The organism is Leptolyngbya sp. PL-A3, from assembly GCF_039962325.1.
Taxonomy (GTDB): Bacteria; Cyanobacteriota; Cyanobacteriia; order Elainellales; family Elainellaceae; genus Vacuolonema.
This window is the reverse complement of the sequence record NZ_JAMPLB010000008.1, coordinates 130,795-154,337: the sequence shown is the minus strand read 5'-3', so window position 1 is coordinate 154,337 and position 23,543 is coordinate 130,795. Positions and strand designations below refer to the sequence as shown.

The 23,543-nt window shown below is 50.1% G+C and carries 25 protein-coding genes; 3 read left to right on the top strand and 22 right to left on the bottom strand.

From position 1 onward, the window contains the following. Positions 1 to 3 precede the first annotated feature (3 nt). Positions 4 to 642 (bottom strand): GNAT family N-acetyltransferase, encoded by a 639-nt coding sequence (locus NDI52_RS09005; RefSeq protein ID WP_190772665.1) that lies wholly within the window; start codon positions 640 to 642, stop codon positions 4 to 6. Positions 643 to 1,271: 629 nt separating this feature from the next. On the opposite strand from NDI52_RS09005, the gene NDI52_RS09000 reads away from it, so the two are divergent. Both NDI52_RS09000 and NDI52_RS08995 read left to right on the top strand, forming a co-directional pair. Then, on the top strand, positions 1,272 to 2,918 hold the full coding sequence (locus NDI52_RS09000; protein WP_190772666.1) for an NB-ARC domain-containing protein: 1,647 nt from the start codon (positions 1,272 to 1,274) through the stop codon (positions 2,916 to 2,918). A gap of 155 nt (positions 2,919 to 3,073) precedes the next feature. After that, on the top strand, positions 3,074 to 3,205 hold the full coding sequence (locus NDI52_RS08995) for a hypothetical protein (protein ID WP_277874450.1): 132 nt from the start codon (positions 3,074 to 3,076) through the stop codon (positions 3,203 to 3,205). A gap of 60 nt (positions 3,206 to 3,265) precedes the next feature. Here the strand turns inward: NDI52_RS08995 and NDI52_RS08990 are convergent, their stop codons facing one another. The 16 genes from NDI52_RS08990 to NDI52_RS08915 form a co-directional block, all read right to left on the bottom strand. After that, a complete protein-coding gene (locus NDI52_RS08990; protein ID WP_190772667.1) occupies positions 3,266 to 3,712 on the bottom strand; it encodes a DUF2267 domain-containing protein in 447 nt (148 codons plus the stop codon). A gap of 202 nt (positions 3,713 to 3,914) precedes the next feature. Beyond that, entirely contained in the window at positions 3,915 to 4,319 is a 405-nt protein-coding gene (locus NDI52_RS08985; protein ID WP_190772668.1) for a hypothetical protein, read from the bottom strand. Between the two features lie 107 nt (positions 4,320 to 4,426). After that, a complete protein-coding gene (locus NDI52_RS08980; RefSeq protein ID WP_348256387.1) occupies positions 4,427 to 4,657 on the bottom strand; it encodes a hypothetical protein in 231 nt (76 codons plus the stop codon). Between the two features lie 170 nt (positions 4,658 to 4,827). After that, complete coding sequence (locus tag NDI52_RS08975) at positions 4,828 to 5,298, bottom strand: hypothetical protein (RefSeq protein WP_190772669.1); 471 nt, start codon at positions 5,296 to 5,298, stop codon at positions 4,828 to 4,830. 39 nt (positions 5,299 to 5,337) lie between these two features. Continuing rightward, positions 5,338 to 5,973: a hypothetical protein gene (locus NDI52_RS08970; RefSeq protein ID WP_190772670.1), complete on the bottom strand. Its 636-nt coding sequence runs from the start codon at positions 5,971 to 5,973 to the stop codon at positions 5,338 to 5,340. Positions 5,974 to 6,495: 522 nt separating this feature from the next. Further along, a complete protein-coding gene (locus NDI52_RS08965) occupies positions 6,496 to 6,726 on the bottom strand; it encodes a hypothetical protein (RefSeq protein ID WP_347280076.1) in 231 nt (76 codons plus the stop codon). 69 nt (positions 6,727 to 6,795) lie between these two features. Further along, positions 6,796 to 8,073: a glycosyltransferase family 4 protein gene (locus tag NDI52_RS08960; protein WP_190772671.1), complete on the bottom strand. Its 1,278-nt coding sequence runs from the start codon at positions 8,071 to 8,073 to the stop codon at positions 6,796 to 6,798. Positions 8,074 to 8,284: 211 nt separating this feature from the next. Beyond that, the gene (locus NDI52_RS08955; protein ID WP_190772672.1) at positions 8,285 to 9,241 is read right to left on the bottom strand and encodes a calcium-binding protein; all 957 of its coding nucleotides are present in this window, start codon (positions 9,239 to 9,241) and stop codon (positions 8,285 to 8,287) included. 219 nt (positions 9,242 to 9,460) lie between these two features. Continuing rightward, on the bottom strand, positions 9,461 to 9,640 hold the full coding sequence (locus tag NDI52_RS08950) for a DUF4278 domain-containing protein (RefSeq protein WP_190772673.1): 180 nt from the start codon (positions 9,638 to 9,640) through the stop codon (positions 9,461 to 9,463). Between the two features lie 745 nt (positions 9,641 to 10,385). Next, complete coding sequence (locus NDI52_RS08945) at positions 10,386 to 11,297, bottom strand: hypothetical protein (RefSeq protein ID WP_348250400.1); 912 nt, start codon at positions 11,295 to 11,297, stop codon at positions 10,386 to 10,388. Between the two features lie 191 nt (positions 11,298 to 11,488). Beyond that, complete coding sequence (locus NDI52_RS08940) at positions 11,489 to 12,244, bottom strand: anti-sigma factor (protein ID WP_190772675.1); 756 nt, start codon at positions 12,242 to 12,244, stop codon at positions 11,489 to 11,491. Continuing rightward, positions 12,241 to 12,867: a sigma-70 family RNA polymerase sigma factor gene (locus NDI52_RS08935; protein WP_242035944.1), complete on the bottom strand. Its 627-nt coding sequence runs from the start codon at positions 12,865 to 12,867 to the stop codon at positions 12,241 to 12,243. The genes NDI52_RS08940 and NDI52_RS08935 overlap by 4 nt, the downstream gene beginning before the upstream one ends. Positions 12,868 to 13,106: 239 nt before the next feature. Next, positions 13,107 to 13,739: a CHRD domain-containing protein gene (locus NDI52_RS08930; RefSeq protein WP_190772676.1), complete on the bottom strand. Its 633-nt coding sequence runs from the start codon at positions 13,737 to 13,739 to the stop codon at positions 13,107 to 13,109. A 523-nt stretch (positions 13,740 to 14,262) separates the two neighbouring features. Beyond that, positions 14,263 to 15,336, bottom strand: coding sequence for a DUF3365 domain-containing protein (locus NDI52_RS08925; protein ID WP_190789511.1), 1,074 nt, complete (start codon positions 15,334 to 15,336; stop codon positions 14,263 to 14,265). Between the two features lie 469 nt (positions 15,337 to 15,805). After that, positions 15,806 to 16,672 carry a phycobilisome rod-core linker polypeptide gene (locus tag NDI52_RS08920; RefSeq protein WP_190772678.1) on the bottom strand — a complete coding sequence of 289 codons (867 nt, stop codon included), beginning with the start codon at positions 16,670 to 16,672 and terminating at the stop codon, positions 15,806 to 15,808. A gap of 82 nt (positions 16,673 to 16,754) precedes the next feature. Then, positions 16,755 to 17,570: a phycobilisome linker polypeptide gene (locus tag NDI52_RS08915; protein WP_190772679.1), complete on the bottom strand. Its 816-nt coding sequence runs from the start codon at positions 17,568 to 17,570 to the stop codon at positions 16,755 to 16,757. A gap of 712 nt (positions 17,571 to 18,282) precedes the next feature. On the opposite strand from NDI52_RS08915, the gene NDI52_RS08910 reads away from it, so the two are divergent. Continuing rightward, positions 18,283 to 19,035, top strand: coding sequence for a phycobilisome rod-core linker polypeptide (locus NDI52_RS08910; protein ID WP_190772680.1), 753 nt, complete (start codon positions 18,283 to 18,285; stop codon positions 19,033 to 19,035). Positions 19,036 to 19,089: 54 nt separating this feature from the next. Here NDI52_RS08910 and tsaB read toward each other — a convergent pair whose 3' ends face one another. From tsaB to NDI52_RS08885, 5 genes are all read right to left on the bottom strand, one after another. Then, positions 19,090 to 19,731, bottom strand: a complete 642-nt coding sequence (tsaB, locus tag NDI52_RS08905) for a tRNA (adenosine(37)-N6)-threonylcarbamoyltransferase complex dimerization subunit type 1 TsaB (RefSeq protein ID WP_190772681.1) — start codon at positions 19,729 to 19,731, stop codon at positions 19,090 to 19,092. A 6-nt stretch (positions 19,732 to 19,737) separates the two neighbouring features. Further along, complete coding sequence (locus tag NDI52_RS08900) at positions 19,738 to 20,466, bottom strand: ABC transporter ATP-binding protein (RefSeq protein ID WP_190772682.1); 729 nt, start codon at positions 20,464 to 20,466, stop codon at positions 19,738 to 19,740. Between the two features lie 220 nt (positions 20,467 to 20,686). Continuing rightward, entirely contained in the window at positions 20,687 to 20,914 is a 228-nt protein-coding gene (locus NDI52_RS08895) for a ferredoxin family protein (RefSeq protein WP_190772683.1), read from the bottom strand. A gap of 361 nt (positions 20,915 to 21,275) precedes the next feature. Beyond that, the gene (locus tag NDI52_RS08890; RefSeq protein WP_190772684.1) at positions 21,276 to 22,499 is read right to left on the bottom strand and encodes an ATP phosphoribosyltransferase regulatory subunit; all 1,224 of its coding nucleotides are present in this window, start codon (positions 22,497 to 22,499) and stop codon (positions 21,276 to 21,278) included. After that, on the bottom strand, positions 22,499 to 23,485 hold the full coding sequence (locus tag NDI52_RS08885) for a J domain-containing protein (protein WP_190772685.1): 987 nt from the start codon (positions 23,483 to 23,485) through the stop codon (positions 22,499 to 22,501). Before NDI52_RS08885 ends, NDI52_RS08890 begins: the two co-directional genes overlap by 1 nt. Between the last annotated feature and the right edge of the window lie 58 nt (positions 23,486 to 23,543).

Here is a 23,543-nt window from a genome sequence, read left to right as displayed (position 1 = left end):
GTCTTAACCAAAATGGCTATTGCTTGCACGGATGCGAGCCATTGTCATGGCATCACAATAGATGCCAGCCCGAAAACTGTAATCTCTTAGAATACCTTCGGTTGTAAAGCCGAATTTTTTGTAGAGGGCGATCGCCCCCTCATTGTCCGGATACACCATCAAATCGACCCGATGTAGATTGAGCCAGTTATCGGCCAGATCGACGACTGCTTGCATAAGTGCATAGCCAACGCCCTGACCCTGATAAAGGGGATGTACGGCAACGGCACTGACATGGGCTGAGTTGCGGCATCGAGGCAGTGGGTTGACCGCCAGCGTTACGCTACCCATCAGTCCGGATGATCCTTGAGCCGTTAGGGTGTACTTGTCATGGGTCGGTTGGGTAACTGCATCAAAGTCAGCTTCCGTAGTAATGTACGGCACGTTCACGAGCCAATGAATAACACTGGGCTCTGTAAATAATTCGAACAATGCTTTTTTATCTTCGGGTGTGGCGTGGCGAATGGAGAGTTCAGTAGGGATCTGGTAAGGAGAGGGGCGATCGTCCAGAATTTTAGATTCAGGAATCCGCCGTGACTTTGTGGGATAAGAAGGGTGATTTATGGACGCGATGCGTTCGTTTGTGATGAAGTCAGCAACCATCGTAGAACCATTCCTTGTGGGATACAAATATATGGGATGTGATGACGAGATCTACCACTCCCATCAGGAGGGCGAGAATGTTTGATGGATAAAAACATTAACTGTTTTTTAGCGCTCTAAAACCGTTCCCAAATCGTTCCCTAATCGCTCCGTATACATAGCTCAACAATTTCTAAAGATGGTCTGAAAAGCCTTCATAGAACCACCTGTTTATAAGCTATGTATGTGAAAACGAGCTTTGCAAGCACGTTTGGGAAACCGGATGAATAAGATATTTTCCACACTTCCTACGATAAGGATATAGAAGGTAAACGTCGTTGCAGAAAAGTATGGAGTCGGCTTCAGAAAAACTCAGGGAAAAGTATGGTAAAACTAGGCAAAGTATGGAATGAGCCGAGTTTCTATTAGTTATCTAGGAAAAGAACAGCAGAGTTTTGAAGCCTCTAAAGTGCTGTTCTCAACTGTCATCGGGTTGCCCTTCATTGAAAGGATGTTGATCTTTCAAGTGGTCATCTATCTATTGCCCAGGCAGTAAGGATGAGGTTGGAAGTTAGAGCTTTGACGGATACACTTCCTCATCCCGTGTTATCGAGTGAGTTGAGTTACATTGAAGTCAACGACTGAGAGCCATGGAGAACGAATTTGAACAGGCCGTTGCTGCTGTCAAGACCGTCTTGTTGGCTCAGGTAGATCGTACCCTTAGTGACCTTGAGGTTGAACTGCTAAAGGGAGCCTGGGACAACCTTACTTATGAAGAAATCGCCAAAAACTCCGGCTACTCTCTGAACTATCTGCAACGGGACGTTGGCCCCAAGTTTTGGAAACTTCTGAGCGATGGGTTTGGCCGTAAGTGTAATAAGACCAATGCCCGGGCCATTTTGATGCAACGAGCTCGAGAGTCAAGCTTACAGCCTACTCAACAGCCCTCATTTTCTCAATCCTTACCCGCTCCCCCAGTCCCGCGTGCTTCTTTCCCCACCTTGTCCCGTATAGATTGGGGTGAAGCGATCGATGTGTCTCTATTTTATGGCCGTGAGGAGGAGTTAAAAACGCTTTCCCGCTGGATTGTGCAGGAACGTTGCTTGTTTGTTGCACTGCTCGGTATGGGTGGAGTGGGCAAAAGTTCCCTGGCGGCTAAAATCGCAGCTGATGTGCAATCGCAGTTTGATTGCATTATCTGGCGATCGCTCCGCAATGCCCCATCCCTCGATACCCTGCTGGCAGATCTGGTAACGTTCCTCTCAAACCATCAGGATGTGCAGGCGCGCCCCGAGCGATTGCTCTACTGGTTACGCCAATCGCGTTGTCTGGTGGTTCTTGATAATGCTGAGATGATCATGCAGGCGGGCGATCGCGCAGGTTCCTACCAACCTGGCTATGAGGGTTACGGCGAGCTGTTTCGGCTTTTAGGCGAATCCACTCATCAAAGCTGCATCCTGTTTACCAGTCGGGAAAAGCTCCTGGAGCTCAGCATGATGGAGGAGCAGGGGGGACGGATGCGCTCCCTTTGCCTGACGGGTTCCTGGGAAGCATCCCAGGCCCTTCTTAACGCCAATCGGCTCATCGGCTCGCCAGAAGACAAGCAGAAACTGTGTGAGCATTACGGCAACAACCCCCTGGCGCTCAAAATTGTAGCCGCTTCCGTGCGGGGCTTGTTTGATAGCGATATTGCGCTGTTCTTAGAGCAAGACACGCTGATTCTGAGTAGCTTGCGGCGGTTGCTCGATCAACAATTTGAACGGCTTTCTCCCCTGGAGAAAACCGTTATGTACTGGCTTGCTATCAACCGAGAATGGACTTCCGTAACGGAGTTATTAGAGGATATTGTGCCTCGCATCTCTCGGCTGGGTTTGCTGGAGGTGCTGGAGTCGTTGAGCTGGCGATCGCTGATCGAGAAGCTGGCTGGCTACTACACCCAGCAACCTGTGGTGATGGAATATGTGATTGAACGTCTAATTACTCAGGTTTTGGAAGAGTTGGATACAGGATCTCCCTTTCTGCTACTCCGTCACGCGTTAGTCAAAACGAATGTCAAAGACTATGTTCGTGAGAGCCAGGAGCAATTGATTTTGCGGGCGATCGCTCAGCGCTGGCGTAATCAGCTCAGACCTCAAATGTCGTTGGAGCAAGAAATCTCGCGAGTTTTGACCGTTCTTCATCAAGCAGAATCGCCTTCAGCGAATTATGGGCTGGGCAACTTCATCAACCTGTGCCGATCGCTAGACGTGGATCTATCCGGGTTTGATTTCTCCAACCACGTGATCCGTGAAATTTAGCGCGGATGGAACCACACTAGTACGCTGAGACGGGAATCCATCACCTATGTTTTTGTGTAGGGTGCGAAGCACCCTACACAAAAACATAGGTTGCAAACTTAGGCCGCAGCCTACTAGCCAGTAGTAGTGAAGACGAAACCATCAAGCTTTAGGATGTGGCCACCGGGAAGTGTTCGCGAACCTGGCGAGGCGATCGCCCCTGCGAAGGGATGAATATCACGGGTGTGACAGGGCTGACGGATGCCCAGAAGTCTGTGCTCAAAGTGCTGGGGGCGATCGAACAGTAAGAAATGCATGGTGCTCTGCACCACGCATTTCTGATCATCACCCATTTTTTCTAACGGCTATTAAGCCTGAGCCCAAAGATCCCGCAGCTCGCCTGCAAGAATATTTTCGATCTCTTTATTGCGTTCTGGTGGCAGAATCTCCTTCGTTGCCGAGAAGACAGCCTGTGTCACATTCTCAGCAGACACACCTTCCGGCAGTGCCCCTTCCTGGCGCAGACGCAGCATGAAGGTGCCTGGCTTGATATGTAAGTCTTGGACGGGGCTAATGCGGCTAAAGAAGGCCACCATGACGTTGGGGTCGTGCCACAGCTCCACCACATCCTGCTCAGATTCCGGAGCATTTTCTTTGAGATCGGCTTCGATGCTATCGCTCGTCTTATTCAGCATCATGTCGCGCATAATTCGGAACACGATGTAAGAGGCTCGCTTTGCATCATATTCTGAGTCCAGTTCGCTGCGCTCGATTACCTTATCAATAAACGAGGAGGATTGTGCCTGTTTCACCATAATTCTTACCGTCATTCAAAACTACAAGCGAGAACCTGCATCAGCCTCATGCATAATGCTTATAAATGCTGCGTGCTAGCGGGTTATCGCACTCCTTGTAGTGTGTCGGCGATCGCTGGCTGAGCCATGGGTCTTAGGGCAGAAATGAAATTCTCATTGGAGTGGTATATCGCTTTTTTTGAAGGAAGCTCAACATTCAAATCTATGACGGTTGTAAGGTTATGGGCTTCCCCCACTCATGCTCGATCTGGTTGATAATCAAGCCCCGTTGCATGATATCAATTTCTTGCTCGAACAAAGAAATAGTAACGCGACCGGGTAGCGTAGTGAGATCTGCAAAGGTGATCTGCCCCAGGGGAAGTGGTACATCAGGAGCCGTAATGATGACCTGACCTTGAACTGGATTCCTTAGGTCGAGTTTGTTGAAGAGAACCTCTGTTTTTGGGATGGGTGGCTTTTCGCAGGCGATCGCCAAACGCAACTGCCCCCCTTCGCCCACAAAGGTCAACTGCCAGGGTTCCCCCGTCAAGCGAAAACTCCAAACTACAGCCAGAAATGCTGCTAATAGCAGTGCCAGGAGGATGAGGAGTGGAAGCGATCGCCGCATAGTTAGGAATCCAGATTTGCGTCTTACATCAGATCTAGTTGAAGAACCATAATATGCCGTGGCGCAACACACCACGGCATATTATGGTTCTTCAACGGGAGGTCATATTAGTGCGCTGAGCTTGCTTCTAGATTTAACTGAGCACAGCTCGAAAATTGTGTGATCTGTTGTTGCGTCGGGGATTGTCCTTCACAGGTCAAAGACTTGAAGGGCTGACCTGCAAACTTCTCTGTTTGGCTCACCCGCAGCATCGCCATTGGAAAAGAAGCCGCAAAGGCGGCAAATATAGCAACCCATGCCCACACATACTTGTGCATTTTGAAGCTGGAATGTTTCATCTCAGTATTCTTCGTCGTACTCGTGTCAATTGGTTTGGAGTGTTGATATACCGCGAGCAAAGTACATGGAATATCAACTTTTGGGGAAAGCTTGATTCATGCTTGAGAACTGCGTAGAAGAATTACTTTTCTATGCGTCTTGCACATAAAAGTAACTTTCAAAGCAATGCCTAATGCAATGGAAGATAGGGAAACAGAGGATGCCATGTCATCACTGTTGCCAGAGTGAAGAGACTCAGCATCCAAAAGAATAAGGTTCTTGGCTTAACGTTCTTATCCTTCAGCGTGGGATAAAGAATAGCCAGGCTTACTAACCAGCCAATCAGAAACATCGTTTCTTTGCCTGCATAGCTGCCAATATTGCCCCACATCGGGTCGGTACTGACACTGCCAGGTATCCAGCTGCCCAGGGTGCGAAGAAACGCCTCACGCGCCTTCGAAGTATCTGATAAGTGATGGGCGACCATCATGGTCACGGCACCAATTCCGCCACTGATGAGAAAAGCAGCCGCTGGGCCAGAAGTTGTGGGTGGGTTTTGTGACCCTTCGTGAAGGGCTTTGGGGAACCGCTTTAACTCGTTCCATAGCTGAATGTAGAACGGCAGTGATTGACCTGATAGTCGTGATTTGTATGAAGTCATTCTTCGTTACCTTCTGCGTTACCTTAGATTAGAGAAATCCTACAGCGCATGGATTTTAGCGATACCTAAACCCGTTACAAATCCACCCATTGCAAAGAACATCATGGCCATTAAACCGATGCAGGTGGCTGCCAAAACGGGACGGTTTTGTTTCTCCAAAATGGAGTCGCCATATTGCCACAGAATCCAGGTGCAAGCGACACCCAGTGGCAGCGTAAACAGCACGCTAAACTCGTGGTACTCCATCAAGACGTATTGAGCTAAGGGCGAATTTTCCTTCAGCCAGGCCCGTGCTCCGCCGAAATCCAAGTCGGCTCTGTAGCGCATATAAGCCAGGTTACCCGTGGCAATTCCCAGGGTAGTAATGACCGTTGACCAGAACGTTAGCGTTCGCATTTGAGGTAAAACCTTCGCCGATCCTCGTAGGAGTGGAAATGCAAGGTGTCCGGCATAGGCTACAACAACTGTGCATAGCATCGCTCCAACGCCGTGAATAAGGCCAAGCGATCGCTGCCACGGGCTGGGATGCAGCAGGTTGACAAAGGGGAGAAATAGAAAAAGACCAGCCGAAAGAATGGCTAACCCGTAGACGCTAACGGTTGCGATGTCTAAGGTTTTAGGAAATTGAGACGGGATCGGTTCTGTTGCGAGTGGATCGGCGTCTGCGCGATACATCAGTCGTACTCCAGGTGAAAATTTGCAGAATGATAACTCTGCACCGAGGCATAGTGCTTGTTATTGCCTACGTTTAGGCAAACCAAAGCTCTGCGAGATGTGTAGGCAGGACAGCCTGCAAACATCCGCAGCAAAAGGAAAGATAGAGACTTTCTACCTTGTTCCTGGCGCTCAAAGGGCAGTGGATTATTGACAGACAGTAGCATCAATCTGGTACACGCTACAAGTCTATTAAGAGTAATTCTCAATAAGAAGACCTTAAATCATTTTGAGTTATCACTGGCCTTTAAGCCCTGCTTGGCGCTATCTTCCCTTGTTATTGGGAGCGTATTTGTGAGATGCTCATTCAGCCGTTACTTCTCATTTTGGTATGCGCGAAGCACGCGCCAAAGTGGGCGTTTTCGAGTGCCGTTCTTCTAAATCAGGGATTAGGATTCAATCAGAAAGACTGTGGTACTCATACGGCAGCACAGTCTTTCTGGTTGAATGTTGAATTAGATTGGGATGCTTAGAAGCGACTGTTTATGTAGAGATTATGGTCATTGCATTCAGACATTCCCCCACATACCGTTCGTGAAGCTCTGCGGCATCAGCGATTTGTTGGCTGTTAGCAAGGGGCATTTTTGCCAGGGTGTCGAAAAGTTGAGTGCGATGGCCGATGGATGTCATCAGGGCGATCGCACCACTGTTCAAAATGCCAAGCATCCGTTCTGCAAAGGCTTCAGCTTTCGTCGTATCAAAAATTTGGATCATCACGGTTAAGATCTCCTTGGTCATCAGCATTGTGAAATTAGCGTGTTGTGTCTTGAATGCTTTGTATCATCAGCATTTGGCAAAACCCTTTGAATAACTGCGGGTATGGGAATGTAGAGAAATGATTTTGGACTGTTGGGAGCTATCTCCTTGCAGTTGTTTCAAATGTTGGGGTAAAACGTTCTTCAAGTCGTAGGATCGAAGAATGGTTTCCCGTGCTTGTGTACGAATTATCTCCATTTGTTCAGGATGTTCTAATGCATCATCAATTTGCTCTACTAGAGAAGCGGGTGAGTAGAAATCAATGAGTAATCCGTTGTAGCCATTCTGAATCACCTCTGTGACGGGTTCTGTTCCTGAGGCAATTACCAGACATCCTGTAGCCATGGCCTCTAGCATCGACCATGACAATACGAAGGGATACGTGAGATACACGTGGGCAGAGGATGCCTGCAAAACCTGGAGATACTGCTCATAGGGTAATGAGCCTGTAAAGTGAATGCGCGATAACTCTAATGGCAATGTTTCTAGCATCAGCTGTTTGTAAGTTTTACCATCGGGTAATGGCTTGCCATAACACACCCGATCTTCTCCAGCGATTACCACATGGCAGTTAGGGCGACGTTCTTGCAGTAATGCGATCGCCTCCATAAATTGGGGAAATCCTCGGTAAGGCTCCATGCCACGCGTGGTGTACGTGACAATCTCATCGACATGGGATAAATCTAACCCGAGTTGGGGCAGAACTAGCTTTCTCTCAGGTTTCGGTTTGAAAAAGGTGGTATCAATACCATCGTGGAGGACGGTAATTTTAGAGTGAAACTCGGAAGGAAATTGCGATCGCTGCCAGTATGTTGGGGAGAGGCCGCGATCGCAGCTCCACAAATCTGACAAAATCGGCATATTTTTAATTCGTAGACTGGCTTCCAAATCCACATCAACAGGTTTGGCGCGATCGAAATCTACATCGCTACCATGGGCGTGGTAGAACCATTCAAAATAACAATGCAGTCGAGCTTGCGGAAAAATATCTTTCATAAACAACGTCAGCCCCCAGCCAGAACTGCCGTAGATAACATCAGGAACAAACCCTTCGGCTTTGAGTTGCGCGGCCATGCGATAGGCTGCTTGGCCCATCAAAACAGCCTTCTCTGTGGAGTGTAAGTAGGCGTGGGCTTCAGGCCGAGGCTCGCGGGGCTGCGAACAAAGAACTTTACGCACACCCGGTAACTCACCCTCCTGACGCAGAGTGCCGAAGACGACCTCATTGTTAGGGTTTTGCGCTAGGGCTGTTGCGATGTGGCGAAACTGGGCTGGAAAGTTGGGATGCAGGAATAGAATGCGCATGATAATAACTCAGCAAGAATGAGGAGTTGATACAGCAGAATGGATATTGGAGATGATCACAAACTATGTAGATATAACTTTGATGTTGCGATCGCAGATGAGAAGTGAAGAAATAGGTTGATGTGAATGAGAACACCCACATCAACCCTTCAAGTTGCTTCTGGAGAGACTTAGCTGATGTGAGCAGGGCTCACATGAATTCAAATGGTCGTTAGACGTAGTTCACGAAGTTATGATCGTTGCTGTCATTCAGATTGAAGTCAGCAACAACGGCAACTAGATCGTTGTTGAAGAAGATTCCGCTGTCTGCCTTGGTGCTGCTGCCGAATCCAGTCATGGTACGGAAGCTATAACGCCCAGCGATAGAGTCAGTGTTGGAGAGCTGGATTTTGTCTCGCTCGGCGGCACCAATGATACCACCGCTGTCATTTCGGAATCCTTGAATGAGGGCAAAACCAGCCGTGACGCTGTTCTCACCAACATAGTGAGTAACCAGGCTGTCAGCCAGCACAAAGGTATCGTTGCCACCTCCGCCGGTCAGCGTATCGTTATCAAACAGGGCGATGTTACTGCTACCTTGCAAAAGGTCATCACCATCTCCACCGTTCAGGCTGTCGCTGCCTCGGCTACCATTTAGCGTATCGTTGCCACTATCCCCGAATAGGCTATCGTTGCCGACCTGTCCAAATAGGCGATCGCTTTGATTGCCACCTCGGAGGGTGTCATTACCTGTGCCGCCGTCCATCGAGTCACTGCCGTCTCCACCTTCCAGGCTGTCGAGGCCAGTGCCACCTAGCATGGTGTCGTTGCCGGTACCACCAAACAGGAAGTCATTGTCTGCACCACCATCCAGGAAATCACCACCGCCGCCACCTTTCAGGGTGTCATTGCCGTTACCACCAAATAGGTCATCTCGGAAAAAGGTGTTGCTTCCAAACAGCGGTTCATCGTCGGCACCACCGAATATGGAGTCGTTGCCATCACCGCCACGCAGGGTATCTCGGCCTTTACCGCCGTCAATGGTATCATTACCACCTTCAGCATTGACGGTATCATCACCGCCATTGGCTTTGATATTTTCGCTGCTATTACCAATCGGAGAGTTGATGACGTTGGATGCGTTTGAATCCGCAAAGATTTCGCCAGCACGTAAATTAATAACTGCCATTTGAGTATCCTTCTAGAGAACGAGTGAACGAGTGCGACCTTAGAAATCGCAGAGATATAGAACTTGAAATGTCAGAATGACGAGATAGCGAATGTTTAGAAGAATCCAATGATGAATTCAATTCGCTAAGAGTGGATGATTGAGCGATCGCCATTTTGTGAATGACTCGCTCAATGCGATGGTGAATGAAGGGCAATTCACTCACCATCAACACGACTACTAGCATTCATAGGAGATGCCACGATAGCGTAACCGTTGTGCGGTAGGCTTTTTCGATGGCTCGATCACACCTCGCAGGGAGTAAGACTGCCCACGATACTGAACCTGGGTTTTTGCTTCCATCCGTTCAACAATGCTGTTGGATAACGGGTAAGCTTGACCACGATAATTGAGTTGCATGATCGTTTTTCCTTTTAGGTGAATGAAGCAGCGAACTTAAGTGATTTGGGCACAGCAATCTATCAGCCGTTGCTTCAAGGGGAAGCAGACTGTTGTTGCTAAAACCCAAAGGGGTTCCAGAACCGAATTCAGCTTGAAAGCTTGCGATCGCCCTTTCTCTTCCGGCTCAATTCAATCAACTGTGAATGGTTGAATTGTCTGAGCGTTGTTTGGAGGGCTGCTTGGTTTGGATAACCTCCATGCTTCTACGATACGGAAGATGAAAGGCTTTGTCTTTACAGGAAAGTATGGAGAAGAGTATGAAAACAGAACAAGACGAAGTTCAGGTAAGTTCAGGTAAGTATGTAAACTGTTAATCTGCAATTTCACTTGTAAAAGTATTCAGGAATAAACCAAGTCTGCTATGAAGTTGAATGAGTTTGAGCAAGCATCTAACCCTATATAGCGTGTAGATGTAGTGTATTTCACACCCCACATCCACACGGCTAGAACACTAACCTCAGTTCGGGTTAAGGGTTTTTTCGAGTGCCGCGCGAAGCGCGGCACTCCAAAAAACCCTTAACCCGAACTGACGTAACACTACTGTAGAAAACATAGAAGCCGCAGTTCTTTGGGAATTGCGGCTTCTTGTAGTTCAGCAATTGATTGGAACTTGTTAGCTTGTTTTTCTGTAGGCATCACACGAAAAAACAATCTCTAGAACGGCTATTGAATCTCATAGGTGTCTGGAACAATATCCGTAATCTCAGGACCAGGTTTTAGCCAGCTCTGTAACCCGTGTTTTATAGGACGGGCTGAGATTACCAAGGACACCGATAAAATTTGGATGCGTTAACCCTGCACAGAGAAAGCCCCACCGATAGGCTTGTTCCTGCCCCGCAAGGATAGTGTCCCGTTCTGGGGGAGAGAGCGATCGCCCAATGGCCTGCTCCAGGCTTTGCAAATCCAACTGTGCCTGTTGCATGAGGGTATTGTGGAGGAGGTGTACCGCCTTAAGGTAATCCTCCATAACCTGCTCAATCATGCTGGGTTCAAGGACTTGGGTTAACTCACAAACCAGCAGAGTATCCAACCGGGTATGCTGGGCTTCTTCCAGCCAGTGGTACTTTAACAGGTCACAAAATCGCGGGTCTAAATCTTCGTTGTTGTTACGAACACTCTCCAGGTAATGACTCTGAGTCGTCCACTCAAATTGCAACGTCAAGAGCAACACTCCCAGAGGATGGCGATCGAGGATAGCTGCAGCAATTTTTTCAGGAGGACTAATACAGAGGCATGGGCTACCAAAACCTTGCTCAAATGCCTTCGCAAATTGTTGAAACAGATGAATATGCTTCCCTTCCTCCTCGGCAAATCCCAATAAAGCTTGGGCCGCGAAGATGTTTTCGTATCCCATTCTTTTCACCTGATCCAACACCATTGGAATGATGAAGGCTTCTACCAAAACAAACAGGTGCAAATAACTATTGCCCCGAATGTGGTTAAGAATGAGCTGCTCCTTGGGGTTGAGACACGTCAGTTCCTCAACTCGGGCAAGGGACTCGGGCAAGAAGCGTTTGGTGAAATCGAGGGGTTTGTCAGGCCCAATCAGGTCGTCCACCCGCCAATTTACTTTCTGGGAATCGCGCCAAACCGACTCGTAGGTAAAGGTTTGCATAACCATAAGGAGGTCGAACAGGTGCATCTCCCCTATAGATTAAGCGAGTTATTTCAGTTTGTCGTTCGTGAAAAGTATGGAGTTTCTGTCAATTTCCTAACCTTAGTTCGGAATAAGCTGAAGTCCCATTTTGGCCTGCAAAATGTCCTCAACCTGAATTCAGGTTCCCGACACGAGAATGTAGGTCTTGATTACAGCTTACGAATCAGAATGGGTTTGGATTGGTGCCGTTGGGGAGCACTGGCGTCTTCGACGGTGATGGCGATCGCCGCTAATTCTGTGCTCCGATAAGCCGCTGGCATTACGAGTTGCTCTGAACTTTGGCCTCTGGCGTCCACCGTAAAGGTTTGAGTCAGAATTGCATTTTTGGCGTCTGTCGTGAAGGGGGCGTCGGGTTCCAGTACCGTCCACAGCACGTAGACTTTACCTGAAGGTAAGGGAGGTAAGTTTTCGGCTGTAAGGGTTGCGGCTAAGTTCTCTGGATTGACGGCTACCGTCACATTTCCCGACACTTGAGAATCAGTGGGTTGGAGTGCCAGGATCACGGCTTCTGCTTGATCCAATTGTTGCCGAGTGGTTTGAAGCGATCGCCACAACACCCCATTGCTGATTCCCAACGCCACAATGGTCGCTGCTGCCACTGCTCCCCACGCCGGAAAACGTCGTGCAGGACGCATCAATGGAACGGGTTTGGACAAGGTTACAACCGATGGCTCAGGGGCCGTGCTGGCCGCTAGAATGGCCTCTTGTAGATGGGCTGGGGGAGCCAGCTCTGCCACCTCATAGGAAACTTCAAGTGCCTGTTGCATGCGGGCTACTTCAGTGGCGATCGCTGGATTATTCGCCATCAAACCCTCTAGTAACTCCGACTCCTCGGGTGTGAGGTCATAGAGGACATATCCGGCAATTAATTCCTGTAGCGCTTCGGCTGAGAGGGGTTCCTTCATGGTGACTCACTCTCCTGTGCTTGTAGGACCTGCCGCAGCTTGATCAATCCCTGCCGTGCTCTGGCTTTGACGGTACCCAGAGGAAGATCAAGTTGTTCAGCAATCTTGGCCTGGGTCATGCCCTCGTAATAGGCTTTGCGCAGCACTTCCTGTTGATGCTCTGACAACTGCGCCAGTGCTGCCCGTACCTCCTGGGTTTGTTCCTGTTCAAAGACATAATCCATGGGTGAATTAGCAGCGTCTTGCTCGTTGCTGGAATTGAATCGGCTGAGGAGATTGGTAGCAGTTTTGCGCGATCGCACCCGATCAATGGCGCGCGATCGCGTCAAAATCGCCAGATAGGTACGCAGTGATCCGCGCTGAGGGTTGTAAGAATCTGTGCGAGATAAAGTTAGAAAAATATCCTGAGTTAAGTCCTCGGCTTCCTGGGTGTCGCCCAGCACCTTCAGGGCCAGACCGTACACTAAGGCAGCGTGCCGCGCGTACAGTTGACCCAGGGCATACCTCTGGCCAGCTCGCATTGCGTTATACAAGGCCGCATCGGTCAGGGTCAAGTTGTCCGCACTGCTGCTTAGCTCAGGCTGCATACATACAGGGTCGAGAACACTTCCCGCAGATTTCATCCGCATTGAGACACCTATACTAAACCCTATAGAGCCGTGTTTGAAGAGTTGATATTTGGCGTATACAGTGCATGAAATATCTAATCTTCTGAAACAAGGGCTAAAACCCTTTGCTTTGGGGCGATCGCTTGAATAAGGGACTGAAGCCCCTCGCAGAGCAAGGGCTGATTCGATGGCTATGTAAGTGAATGAAGCTGCTTGTGTATGCCCTTGGGGCACACACAAGCAAAAGCTGCTCTCTAAGCGGCAGGCATGAGAATGCCACGCAGTTCCCCAGCGCGGTTCTGGGTTGTGTGCAGATCGAGGTACAACTGCCCAGCCGATAGGGCCTGCAACTGTTCAGGGGTCAGTGTATACTCGCCCATTGCCATACCTCCTCGCCCCGTGTCATCCATCATGACCTGCAAGGCGTACTGGAATGGCCCGTTTGCAGTAGGCTCACCCCGGTGAATGTGGAAGGCCGAAGTGATATTGGGGTTGGGTGGGTCAACAGGGTCAGTGGCGTAGTCTCGCATGGGGCTGGATAGGTTCCTGAAGCTGCCCCGTACGACGAGGCGATCGCCCATCAGTACAGCACCTACCGTTCCCCGTGCTTCTGTCATGGGAGATGTCGGTACGACATTGTTCTTGCTCAGAATGGCGACATAGGAGGTCATCATGCCATTGGTCATGCCCTGAGCCAGTAACACAGACTCTGCTGCTTGTAGATTGGCGGTCAAGCTACCTTCCAGAGAATCAGCGGAATGGGTGCTAACGAAGGAGTGGGGTTGGGACGAGACAGCAGTGCCCACGGCAGGAGTAACCATCACCAGAGAAAGGCAGGCTAAAGCGCCCAGGAGGGCATTACGAACCAATTTTTTGAGAGGCTTCATAGTAGTTTCTTCCGGCAAAAGGACATACAGGTGTTACCCGCATCTAAGAGGATTGAACCGTTTTGAAGAGGTTGATTATCGCGGGTAACACCCCTGGAAAATCAACGTTTCAAAATTTCTGGTCATGGTTGAGCAGCCTTCAAAAGGATGATGTCTCTTGCGCTTAGCGCTCAGAAAAACAACCTTTCCAAGACCTATGCGGATTAATAAGAACTGTACGTAGTACGTGAGCCATGGGTTCTTGGATGCATCCAACACGAAAGATTTTTCGGATTTGATGCATCAAGCTTTCTGCCTGAATCGTTGCGCGGCTTTTTCACACAGAAACGTTTGAAGGGGATAACAAGTTATCCTCTTCAAACGTTTCTGGTTTAGTGGCAGCAATTCTCATCTTGGAATTCAACCCGAAAATAGCCCGCTGAAGGCGGGCTATTTTCGGGCTTCAAAACTGAGAGTTCGTGCCCGAAGGGCACGAACTCTCAGTTTTGAAGCCCATACTGAGAATTGCTAGTGTAGTGGTGAATTATGTTCCTTCGCTAGGTGGGTTCTTGCGTTTGCGAATCTGCTTAGCTTTGGCTTTCAATTCCTTGAAGTAATCGCTCTCGACAATCTCATCGACTTCCTTCTGTTTTCGTGTCTGGTCGATTTCAATGCGCAATGTCTGAATTTGCTGTCGCAAGTGGGCTTCCCGCGCCAGCACTTCATTCACCATGGTTTGGAAAATGCGACCCAACTGTCCTAGTTCGTCCTGGCGCTTGGTCAAGGTGTTGAGACGATGATTGTCAGCCAATTCCAGATCGTCGGTAGATTTAATTTCGTTTGCAGAGATCCTTTGTGAAATTCGGGCCAGATGTTGAACGGGTTGAATCACTGCGGGTTTCAGTAGGCGATTGAGACCAAAGAGGGCGATCGCAAACGCCCCCACAAAAATACTCATGACGGACGAAAAAGCCCGGCGGCTTTCCTGAAACACCGTCTCGGCCGGGACATACACGACCGACGTTCCTGCCACTCGATTCAATTTCCAATTAAAGCCGCGTTGCGTACCATATAGGGCGATCATCTGCGCAGGAGCATCGGCTACCCGTCCATGACAGCGCAGGCAGGATTCGGATTCAATCACAATGGGGCGAGCGCTATAAAACATCTGCCCCTGCCCGGGAACCGTGTGAAACCCTGAAATTTCGGGTTCTGATGATGCCAACAGTCGCTTGATTAAATCTTCCTCAAAGGCGTCCGCTCTATCTCTAGGATTCGTCGGATTGAGCATCGCTTCCTTGTAGCGCATGTCCTTAAATTGGCTACTCCGAGCCTGAAAATTTTCAAAGGTACGACGAGCAGCATAGGCCGGCACCACTTCTGGCACGAACTCATCCTGCGCAAGTTGTGCCTCCAGGAGCGGACGCACCTGTTCATCCGTGTAGGTGCGCACGGCTTTGATTGATTCCATTAATACCAATCCTTCAGCCGTAATTTTTTCTTCTGCTCGGTGTTGCAAGATTTTGGACAGCACCAATCCTCCCAGCGCACTACCAAGCAACAAGACTAGCAGCAGAATAACCGTAAATTTGGTTCCCAGCTTGGCGCGGCTCAACATGGATGATCCTCTTGCGATCGCCTCAAATACAGGCTTTATGCAAAATACGAACACTTCCGCCTGTAGACAGATACTTTCTCAAGAGCTTAACATCCTGCAAATTGCCCGCCCTTACTGAAGCTATGACGAGAGTCTGTCTTAAAAGCCATTTCTTCGTTTGCTTCATGCGTGAAATGACCCTTTTAGTCGGCCTCAAAGTACGTCCTAACTAACCTCAGTTCGGGATAAGCTGAAGTGCTCATTTTGGCGTGCGCGAAGCGCACGCCAAAATGAGCGTTTTCAAGTGCCGCGCAACGCGCGGCACTTGAAAACGCCCTTAACCCGAACTCAGGTTAACTAACAACATGTTCGCCATTTTTCTCAAGCCCTTGGGAAAAATGATGAAGGTATTGAACTAACGCAAAGGCTATATAAGAAATGGCGTGGTGTAAAGCACCACGCCATTTCCTACGGATTCAAAGGATGAAATCTAGAGAGGGGTAACGCTAGCGATCTTGCCACCCTGACGCTGCACCCGTTGCATGTGAACGGTCAGCTCTTCATAAGGAACAATCACCGACTTGTTAACCCGGCGTACTTTGGGATAGCCTGGCCCGGCAATGCCAGCAACCTCAATGCGGTAGAGCTGGCTGGAGAAGGCTTTGGAACCCCCAAAGGCACTGTAAGACGCATTCCCTTTTGCGGAAGCCTGGTAGGCAAAGCCACCCGCTCCACCAGAAGGAGGCACCACAGTAGACGCAGCATTACGAGCCAGCGCATTTACCAGGCGAGGGCTACCACCCGCGAACTGGGCGCTATCGCTGCTCGCATAACCGCGATACAGAGCAAATAGGTTGGCAAAGCCCGAGGACTTTTGGTCAACCCCAGTGGTTACCAGGTCTTGGTAGAAAGGCACAATATTTTCGCCGAAGAAGGCATCGTACTCAGCAGAATCGATGTAGGAATCGATATCGGCATCGTAGCCTTCGTTCTGATAGCGATCCAGGTGCTCAGAAATTTCTGCCTGGTCATAGGGAGCCCGACCCAGGAGGTGCTTGAAGTTCAGCTCAATGGTGCGGCTCTGGAAGCTGCTGTGGAAAAACTTCTCTTTGTACAGGCTGGATTTGGCCACCTGCCGCACGAATTCCCGTACGGTGATTTTGCGATCGCGCAGCAAAGACTCAGCAATCACCAGTCGCTCTGACTTGAGCAGATGGGGATTGCCCAATACTTGCTGGTAAACCGCTTGAATAACGGCCTCGATCTCACCTTGGGTCGCATTGGGGCGCAACTCTATAGGGGATGCATCGCCAAATGCAGAGGTTCCTAAACGACCTGCCGCTGTTGTAATAGCCACCGATAAGTTCTCCTTCAGTAATCATTGATGGGATTAACCGCCTGGATTGGTATGGGTTTTATACCAATCCAGGGTTGGGGGTCTAGACTGACGTAACGCTGACCACTTTCTTCCCAGCGCGGTTGAGTTGTTGCAGCTTGGTAGTCAGTTGGTCATAGGGTACGAGCAGTTCTACCGTGCTCTGCCGCACAACGGCCGAGTTGGGGGAAGCCGACTGCTGGACACGGAGCCGATAGACATCACCCCGGCTACCGCCGACGGCACCCGACAGAGTACCGGACGTTGGAACGCTGACGGGGGAAGCCACATTCCGGGCTACATCCCAGGTAAGCTTGGGTTGCTTTTGGCCCTGAGAGCGATCGCTGTTGGCATAGCCACGGTAGAGGTGAAGCAGACGGCTAAAGCCAACCGCCCGGCTACCGGGATGATCTACCTGAAAATCGCGGTAATGGGGAACCACGTGATCGCCAAAGCTATTCTGATATTCCTCAGAGCTGATGTAGGAATCAATCTCTGCTTCGTAGCCCTGGTTGATGTAGATATCCAGATGAGAAGAAATTTCTTCTTGATCGTAAGGAGCCCGTCCCAACAGGTGCTTAAAGTTCAATTCAATAAACCGCACATGGAAGTTGGGATAGAAGAACTTCTCCCGGTAGAGGTCGGATAAAGCGATCGCCCGCACAAAATCACGAACGGTGATGCTGCCCTGACGCAGTAGGGATTCGGGACCGACGAGGCGATCGCGCTCCATCAGGTGCTCGTTCCCTAAAACCTGGCGATAGGCTGCCCAAATTACCGCTTGCACATCGTCTTCAGTACGCTTAGCCCGCAGTTCAACGGGTTTCACATCTTCAAACGGTTTAATACCTAGTTTTGATGCTTCTTGTAATCCAGCCATATTTGCTTCCCCACTAAGATGATGAAGTAAGAACTTTTCCGTGATTCTTAAGGTGTTTGAAAAATTAACGCTGCAAATAACGGCACGTCAAAATAGCCACATAAAATGGCACTGCATTCCATTTAATGAAAGCCGTTATTTGTGAAGTCACGAACAATCAGATTCGTTTCATCAACCTCATTTCTCCAGGATATCTAAGTGGATTGAATACACCTTGAAAGTAAATTGCCTACAACCGACAGGGTATCGACAACAATCAAAGGTGTGCGAGTGTTCCCGCCCACAAATATGCTGGAAAAGTTGGACCTTAACCCGATCAGTCAAGAACCCATAGGTTTTTGAACTGCCCTGATTAAACCAATCTATTTGTGCATATTTTGTGCAAATATTTTTCTTGCAAGGCGGAGTTAATTAAGAAATATGAAGAAAAACTACACTTCACCACAAGAATTTTGATCAAGTGATAGAGCTGAAAAGCTAGATGGACGGATGTTCTTCGCCGCATCTAGCTTTTCAGCTCGGTTTAAAAAACTGAAGACAAACTCACAAAAATATGAGGCTGGCAAAAATTAAAAGCTTAATATTTCTTCAAAAAGTTCTAACAATTAAAGTCTGTAACATTTTACCGAGCAGATACAGATTGGGTTCGCTGATCCCCTTATGATGTTCGAAATACTCTTGCAAGTTTAGTAAGTTGGGAGTTTATGTAAACGTGGCTATTCCTCTATTAGCGTATCCTCCTTCCTGTCCCAATCAGCGCGTCGACGCGCTGGGGGCAAGGGACGATGAAGCCATTATTTACTCCACTGATGATTGCTACTCCCCATCCGAAGTAGACAATTTAATCAACGCAGCCTATCGTCAAATCTTTTTCCATGCCTTTGCATGGGATCGTGAAGTTGCCCTTGAATCTCAGTTGCGTAATCGGCAAATTACTGTCCGGGATTTCATCCGTGGATTGTTGTTATCCAAAACCTTTATCGACAGTTTCTACAATAAGAACAGCAACTACCGCTTCGTTGAACATTGCGTTGAAAAGGTCTTAGGACGCAAAGTTTACAATGAGCGTGAAAAAATCGCCTGGTCAGCTGTTGTCATGACCAAAGGTGTGAAAGGCTTTGTGGATGAACTCCTTAACAGCGATGAGTACATCGATAACTTTGGTGAGAACACAGTTCCTTACCATCGTCGTCGTCTCCTACCTAGCCGTGAGCTTGGCGAGATTCCCTTTAACATCACCTCGCCCCGCTACGACGCCTACTACCGTAACCAATTGGGCTTCCCCCAAACCATTTGGCAAGATGTGGTACGCAGCTACAAGCCCTACGACCAAAAGCCCAAGAGTGGCGATCCTGCACTGTTTTCCAAGATGGCCCGCAGCCTGGCTCCGGTGTCTCCTTCTCCGGCTCGACGCTCTGTTTACGACATCGATATCGCAAATGCGGTTCCCTATCGTAAACGGTAAGCTGTCATAGCTCAAAAGAAGAGGGTGGGGTACCAAGTACCCCACCCTCTTCTACTAACGTTCGACTGGATGTTGACCATAATAAGGCACGACTGATGCCCATTCTCGGCGATCGCCCCTCTGCCACATTCCATAACCTAACTGCAAAACATCTAGAGTCGTGTGTCCCAATCCCCCTTCAACGGTAATCACCTCACAAGGGTGTGCGTGTTGAGATAACTGCGTCTTCCAATCTTCAGGGGAAAGAACCCGATCGCCTGCCACTTCTTTTAACTGCCCTGATTCCCAGGCAAAAATGGCCGTGTGGAGTTGGCCCCGCTGGGCAGGGAGGGCGATCGCTAGGTAAGGTTGTTCTGGTTGTCCGGAGAATTTCTGTTGGTAAGTGTGATGAGCGATCGCGGCCAGGGACGAAATGCCATATAGAGGAATGTTGAGTTGCTGAGCCAGCGTTCGGGCCGTTACTACACCAATACGAGTTCCGGTAAAACTGCCAGGCCCAGTGGCAACTGCCATAAACTTTAGATCAGCCCAGATTTGGGGCTTCAAAAATTCCGCTAACTTACCGTGCAGGTGAGTTGATAGGTCTCGCCCCAAGTCCCACGCCTGTTGGCGATCGTCCCCGGCAAAGTTGCTCAGGGCCAGCCCCAGATCAGGGCTGCTGGTATGTAGGGCAAGGGCGTAGAATACGTCGGTCATGAGCGATTACCGTTGCAGCGAAGCAGCTCCCAGATAGAGTTCACCCACTTTGGGGTCATTCAGGAGGTCAGGGCCAGGGCCTTCGAAGCGATCGCGCCCTGAGTCCAGCACATATCCTCGATGGGCCATAGCAAGCGCTTTACGGGCATTTTGCTCAACCAGCATAATGGCCATTCCCATCTGATTAATCTGCCGTACTCGCTCAAATACCTCGTTCACCAAAATGGGTGATAACGCCGCGGATGGCTCATCCAGAATTAACAGTTGTGGATCGAGCATCAGGGCCCGGCTCATCGCCAGTTGTTGCCGTTCACCGCCCGAAAGCGTTCCGGCTTTCTGGTGCCGCCGCTCTGCCAGTACCGGAAAGGCGTCAAAAATGCGTTGCTTTAAGGGAGCCAGCGGCGTATTGCGGGTAAACGCTCCCATTTCCAGATTTTCTTCAACGGTTAGCGATGGAAACACGTTGGCAATCTGTGGCACATAGCACATGCCCCGCTGCACAATCTGGTCAGACTTTAGGCCCGCAATGGATCGCCCCTGAAAGGTAATGGTGCCTTGATTGGGGGTGAGCAACCCAAAAATCGTCTTCGCCAGGGTCGATTTTCCTGCGCCATTGGGGCCAATCACGGCCACCAATTCCCCAGGGTAGATCCGGAAGTTGATCCCCTGCAAAATATTCAGATCCTTAATGTAACCAGCGTACACATCTTCAACGATGAGAATGGGATCGCTCATGGCAGAGGCTAAAATTCAACAGGGTTAAAATTATTGTTTCGTTGAGCTGGATTTTCAGTAGATCTCGCATGAAAATTCAAGCCCCACAGCATTTCTCATTTGGGTAAGACACAGAGAAGGGGTTTAGGCGTGTCCCATATCCTTCCCTGTGTCTTACCCAAATGAGAAGGGGTATCCGTTGAATTACCATGCACGATGCACACGGTAATTCAACCTGAATTTAGCTTGGCGTGCTTTGCAAATCGGGCCGCTCTTCGGGAACGATCGCACCTTCCACCGGGCACACTTGCAGACAAATGCCGCAATCAATACAGGTAGAAAAATCGATCCAGTACCAGTCGGTACCCTGGGTATTCTTGCCGGGGCCGGGGTGGATGCAGGCAACAGGGCACGCGTCTACGCAGTCGGCCACGCCTTCGCAGGTGTTCGTCACAATTGTGTGGGGCATGGTGTCTCGTCTCAGGAAATCGGCTTGTTACAAACGGTTCATACTTCAGCCTAACAGGTCTGTCCTAGTTCTAGCCTGCCTTATTTAACTGCAATTCGGGATAAGCCAAAATGGGCTTTTTTAAGGAGCGCAAAGTGCGCCTCGAAAGCGCTCAATTTGGCGTGCGCAAAGCGCACGCCAAATTGAGCGCTTCAGCTTATCCCGAACTGAGGTTATCGAAGTGTTGCTGTGCTGGAACTCCTGTGGCAGTGTCGTTGGATGCAACAACGCTGCCGCAAGGGTTTTTAGCCTATTAGGGGCTAAACGAACGCAACCCAGATGTTCCTAAGAACATCCGGGTCTGGTCCTCTTGCAGAAAGGGTCAAGATCGTAGCGTTTCTACATCTACGCTGCCATCTGCTTTTACCCAGGCGATCTGGCGAATACGGCGATCGCGCCCATAGTTCCGCACCTCATCGGCCGATGACCCCAACCCCAACTCCATCTCCACACAGACAGAATCGGATTGCCGGAGATGCTTTGCATGGGCAAAGGCCGCTCCCATTGCCTCAGGGGTTTGGGGAACCACCAGCCAATCCACTTCAGCCGTTTGCAGGGGGAGCTGCCCCGATGGCAGGAGCACCTGATGCAGATCTTCGATATTAAATACAAACCCGATACCGGGGCTGCTTTGTCCCTGGGGATGGTAAAGACCCAAGAGTTGATCGTAGCGTCCGCCTTGTGCCAAAATTCGCCGTCCGCTTTCGGGTGAGCTGACCACTTCAAAGACAATTCCAGTGTAGTAATCGAAGGTTTGGATCAGGCTCAAATCTAGAATGAGCGAGGGAAGCACTGTGCCTGCGTCCTGGTCTTCTAGCAGCTCAACCAGGGCTTTAAGCCGCAGCACCATCTCCTGCTGGCTCTCGTCCAATGGCAGGCTGGAAACCCGTTGTAGCACATCCTGAGGGCGACCTCGCAAATCCAGTAGCAGCAGGGCACGATCGCGCAACTCTGGCGACAGCGGCAGAGCCTCTAACCCAATGCGATCAAGGGTAGCGATCGCTTCCCGCACATCCTTACGCACCGCTTCGGGAAAGGCTGAGAAGAGCGATCGCGTCAGTCCTGCTTCTCCCAGAACCAGGTGGCAACTCTCCAGGTTCAGGTTTTGCACACAGTCGCTCAGGAGCCACAGCACTTCAGCATCAGCGGCTACACTTCCAGCCCCCAACAACTCGACGCCCGCCTGGTAGTACTCCTGCTGACGGTTGAAGTCGTCCTGGAGCGATCGCCGAAACACATTCGCGTTGTAGTAGAAGCGCAACGGCTCAGCCGCCCCAGCCATACGAGTTGCTGCTGCCCGAGCGATCGATGCGGTGAGTTCGGGCCGCATTCCCAACTCTTCATCGCGGTCCTGGAGCTGAATCACCGTAGATCGCTCAATGGCACCACCTGCCATGAGCGTGTCCATCCGCTCTAGCGTTGAGGTAATAATGCGGTGATAACCCCACCGATGGAAAACCTGTTGCAGGCGATCTTCAATCCATCGTTTTTGTGCAACATCGACCGGGAATAAATCCCGCGCCCCCGTGGGCGGTTGATAAACCATTATTTTTTCTTCCCACCAAATAGGCCGAATAGGCCGCCACCTTCTGATTTTCCACTTTTTGGTGGCGTTTTGGCTCCCTTTGCTGGAGCGTTATGCTGGGGAGCGGCAGCCGCGCTCTGGTTGTTAGGGTCGAGGCGCTTCATCCCCTGCTGCGCAACCGTATCCTGCGGGTTGATCTCCAGTGCTTTGCGGAAGTGAATCTTGGCCATTGTGGCCTGGTTGGCCTTCATGTACACCACCCCCAGCCGACAGTGGGTCGTGCCGTTTTGGGGATCAATCTGCAAACCATCCCGCAGCTCCTTAATGGCTGCGGTGTAATTTTGCTTGTTTTCAAATTCCTGAGCCCGCCGTAGGTAGGATGCCACAATGGACTCCCGTGTGGGCGCAGTTTTCTGAGCAGTCGCTGTGGGAGCTGCAGTAGCCGCAGGGCTGCTCCCTGTAGCGGCTGTCCCAGCGGCAGCGCTTTGCGCGGGGCGTGGCCCACCCATCGCTGGCATGTCGCCTTCGCTGGCCTTCCGCATCAGGTAGATCATGTTCAACTCACTGATCTGCCCGGTCAGCTCAAGGGTTCTGTCTAGATGGTGATACTGTTCACTCGCCAGCGATTTAAGGGCATTCTGATACGCCGCTTCGATCGCGCCTCGCTCGGTGGCAAGCTTGCGGGCAACGTCGCTGGACAACATAATGGTGTCCTGCTGACGTAAGGCCTGTTGCCCTTTCAGCTTGAGAAGCAGCTGATATTCGGTGTAATTTTTTTCGTCGGAAAGCTTTTCGTAAGCCGGGTTCACCATTTTGGAGAGAAACTCGGCGGCACGTTTGCGATCGCTTTCACTTTCCTTAGCGCAACTATCCGGATGGAGGCGACGCGCGAGCTTCAGATAATGCTTGCGAATGTCTTTCGGTTCCGCATCAACCGGCACGCCCAAAACAGCGTGATAATCGGTGAATTCGGCAGTAAATAGACCTTGCTCAATCTTGAATAACATGCCGGGGGGACTCGAATTGACTTTGCAAAAGGCTTTAATCAGTTTACTTCGCTAACCT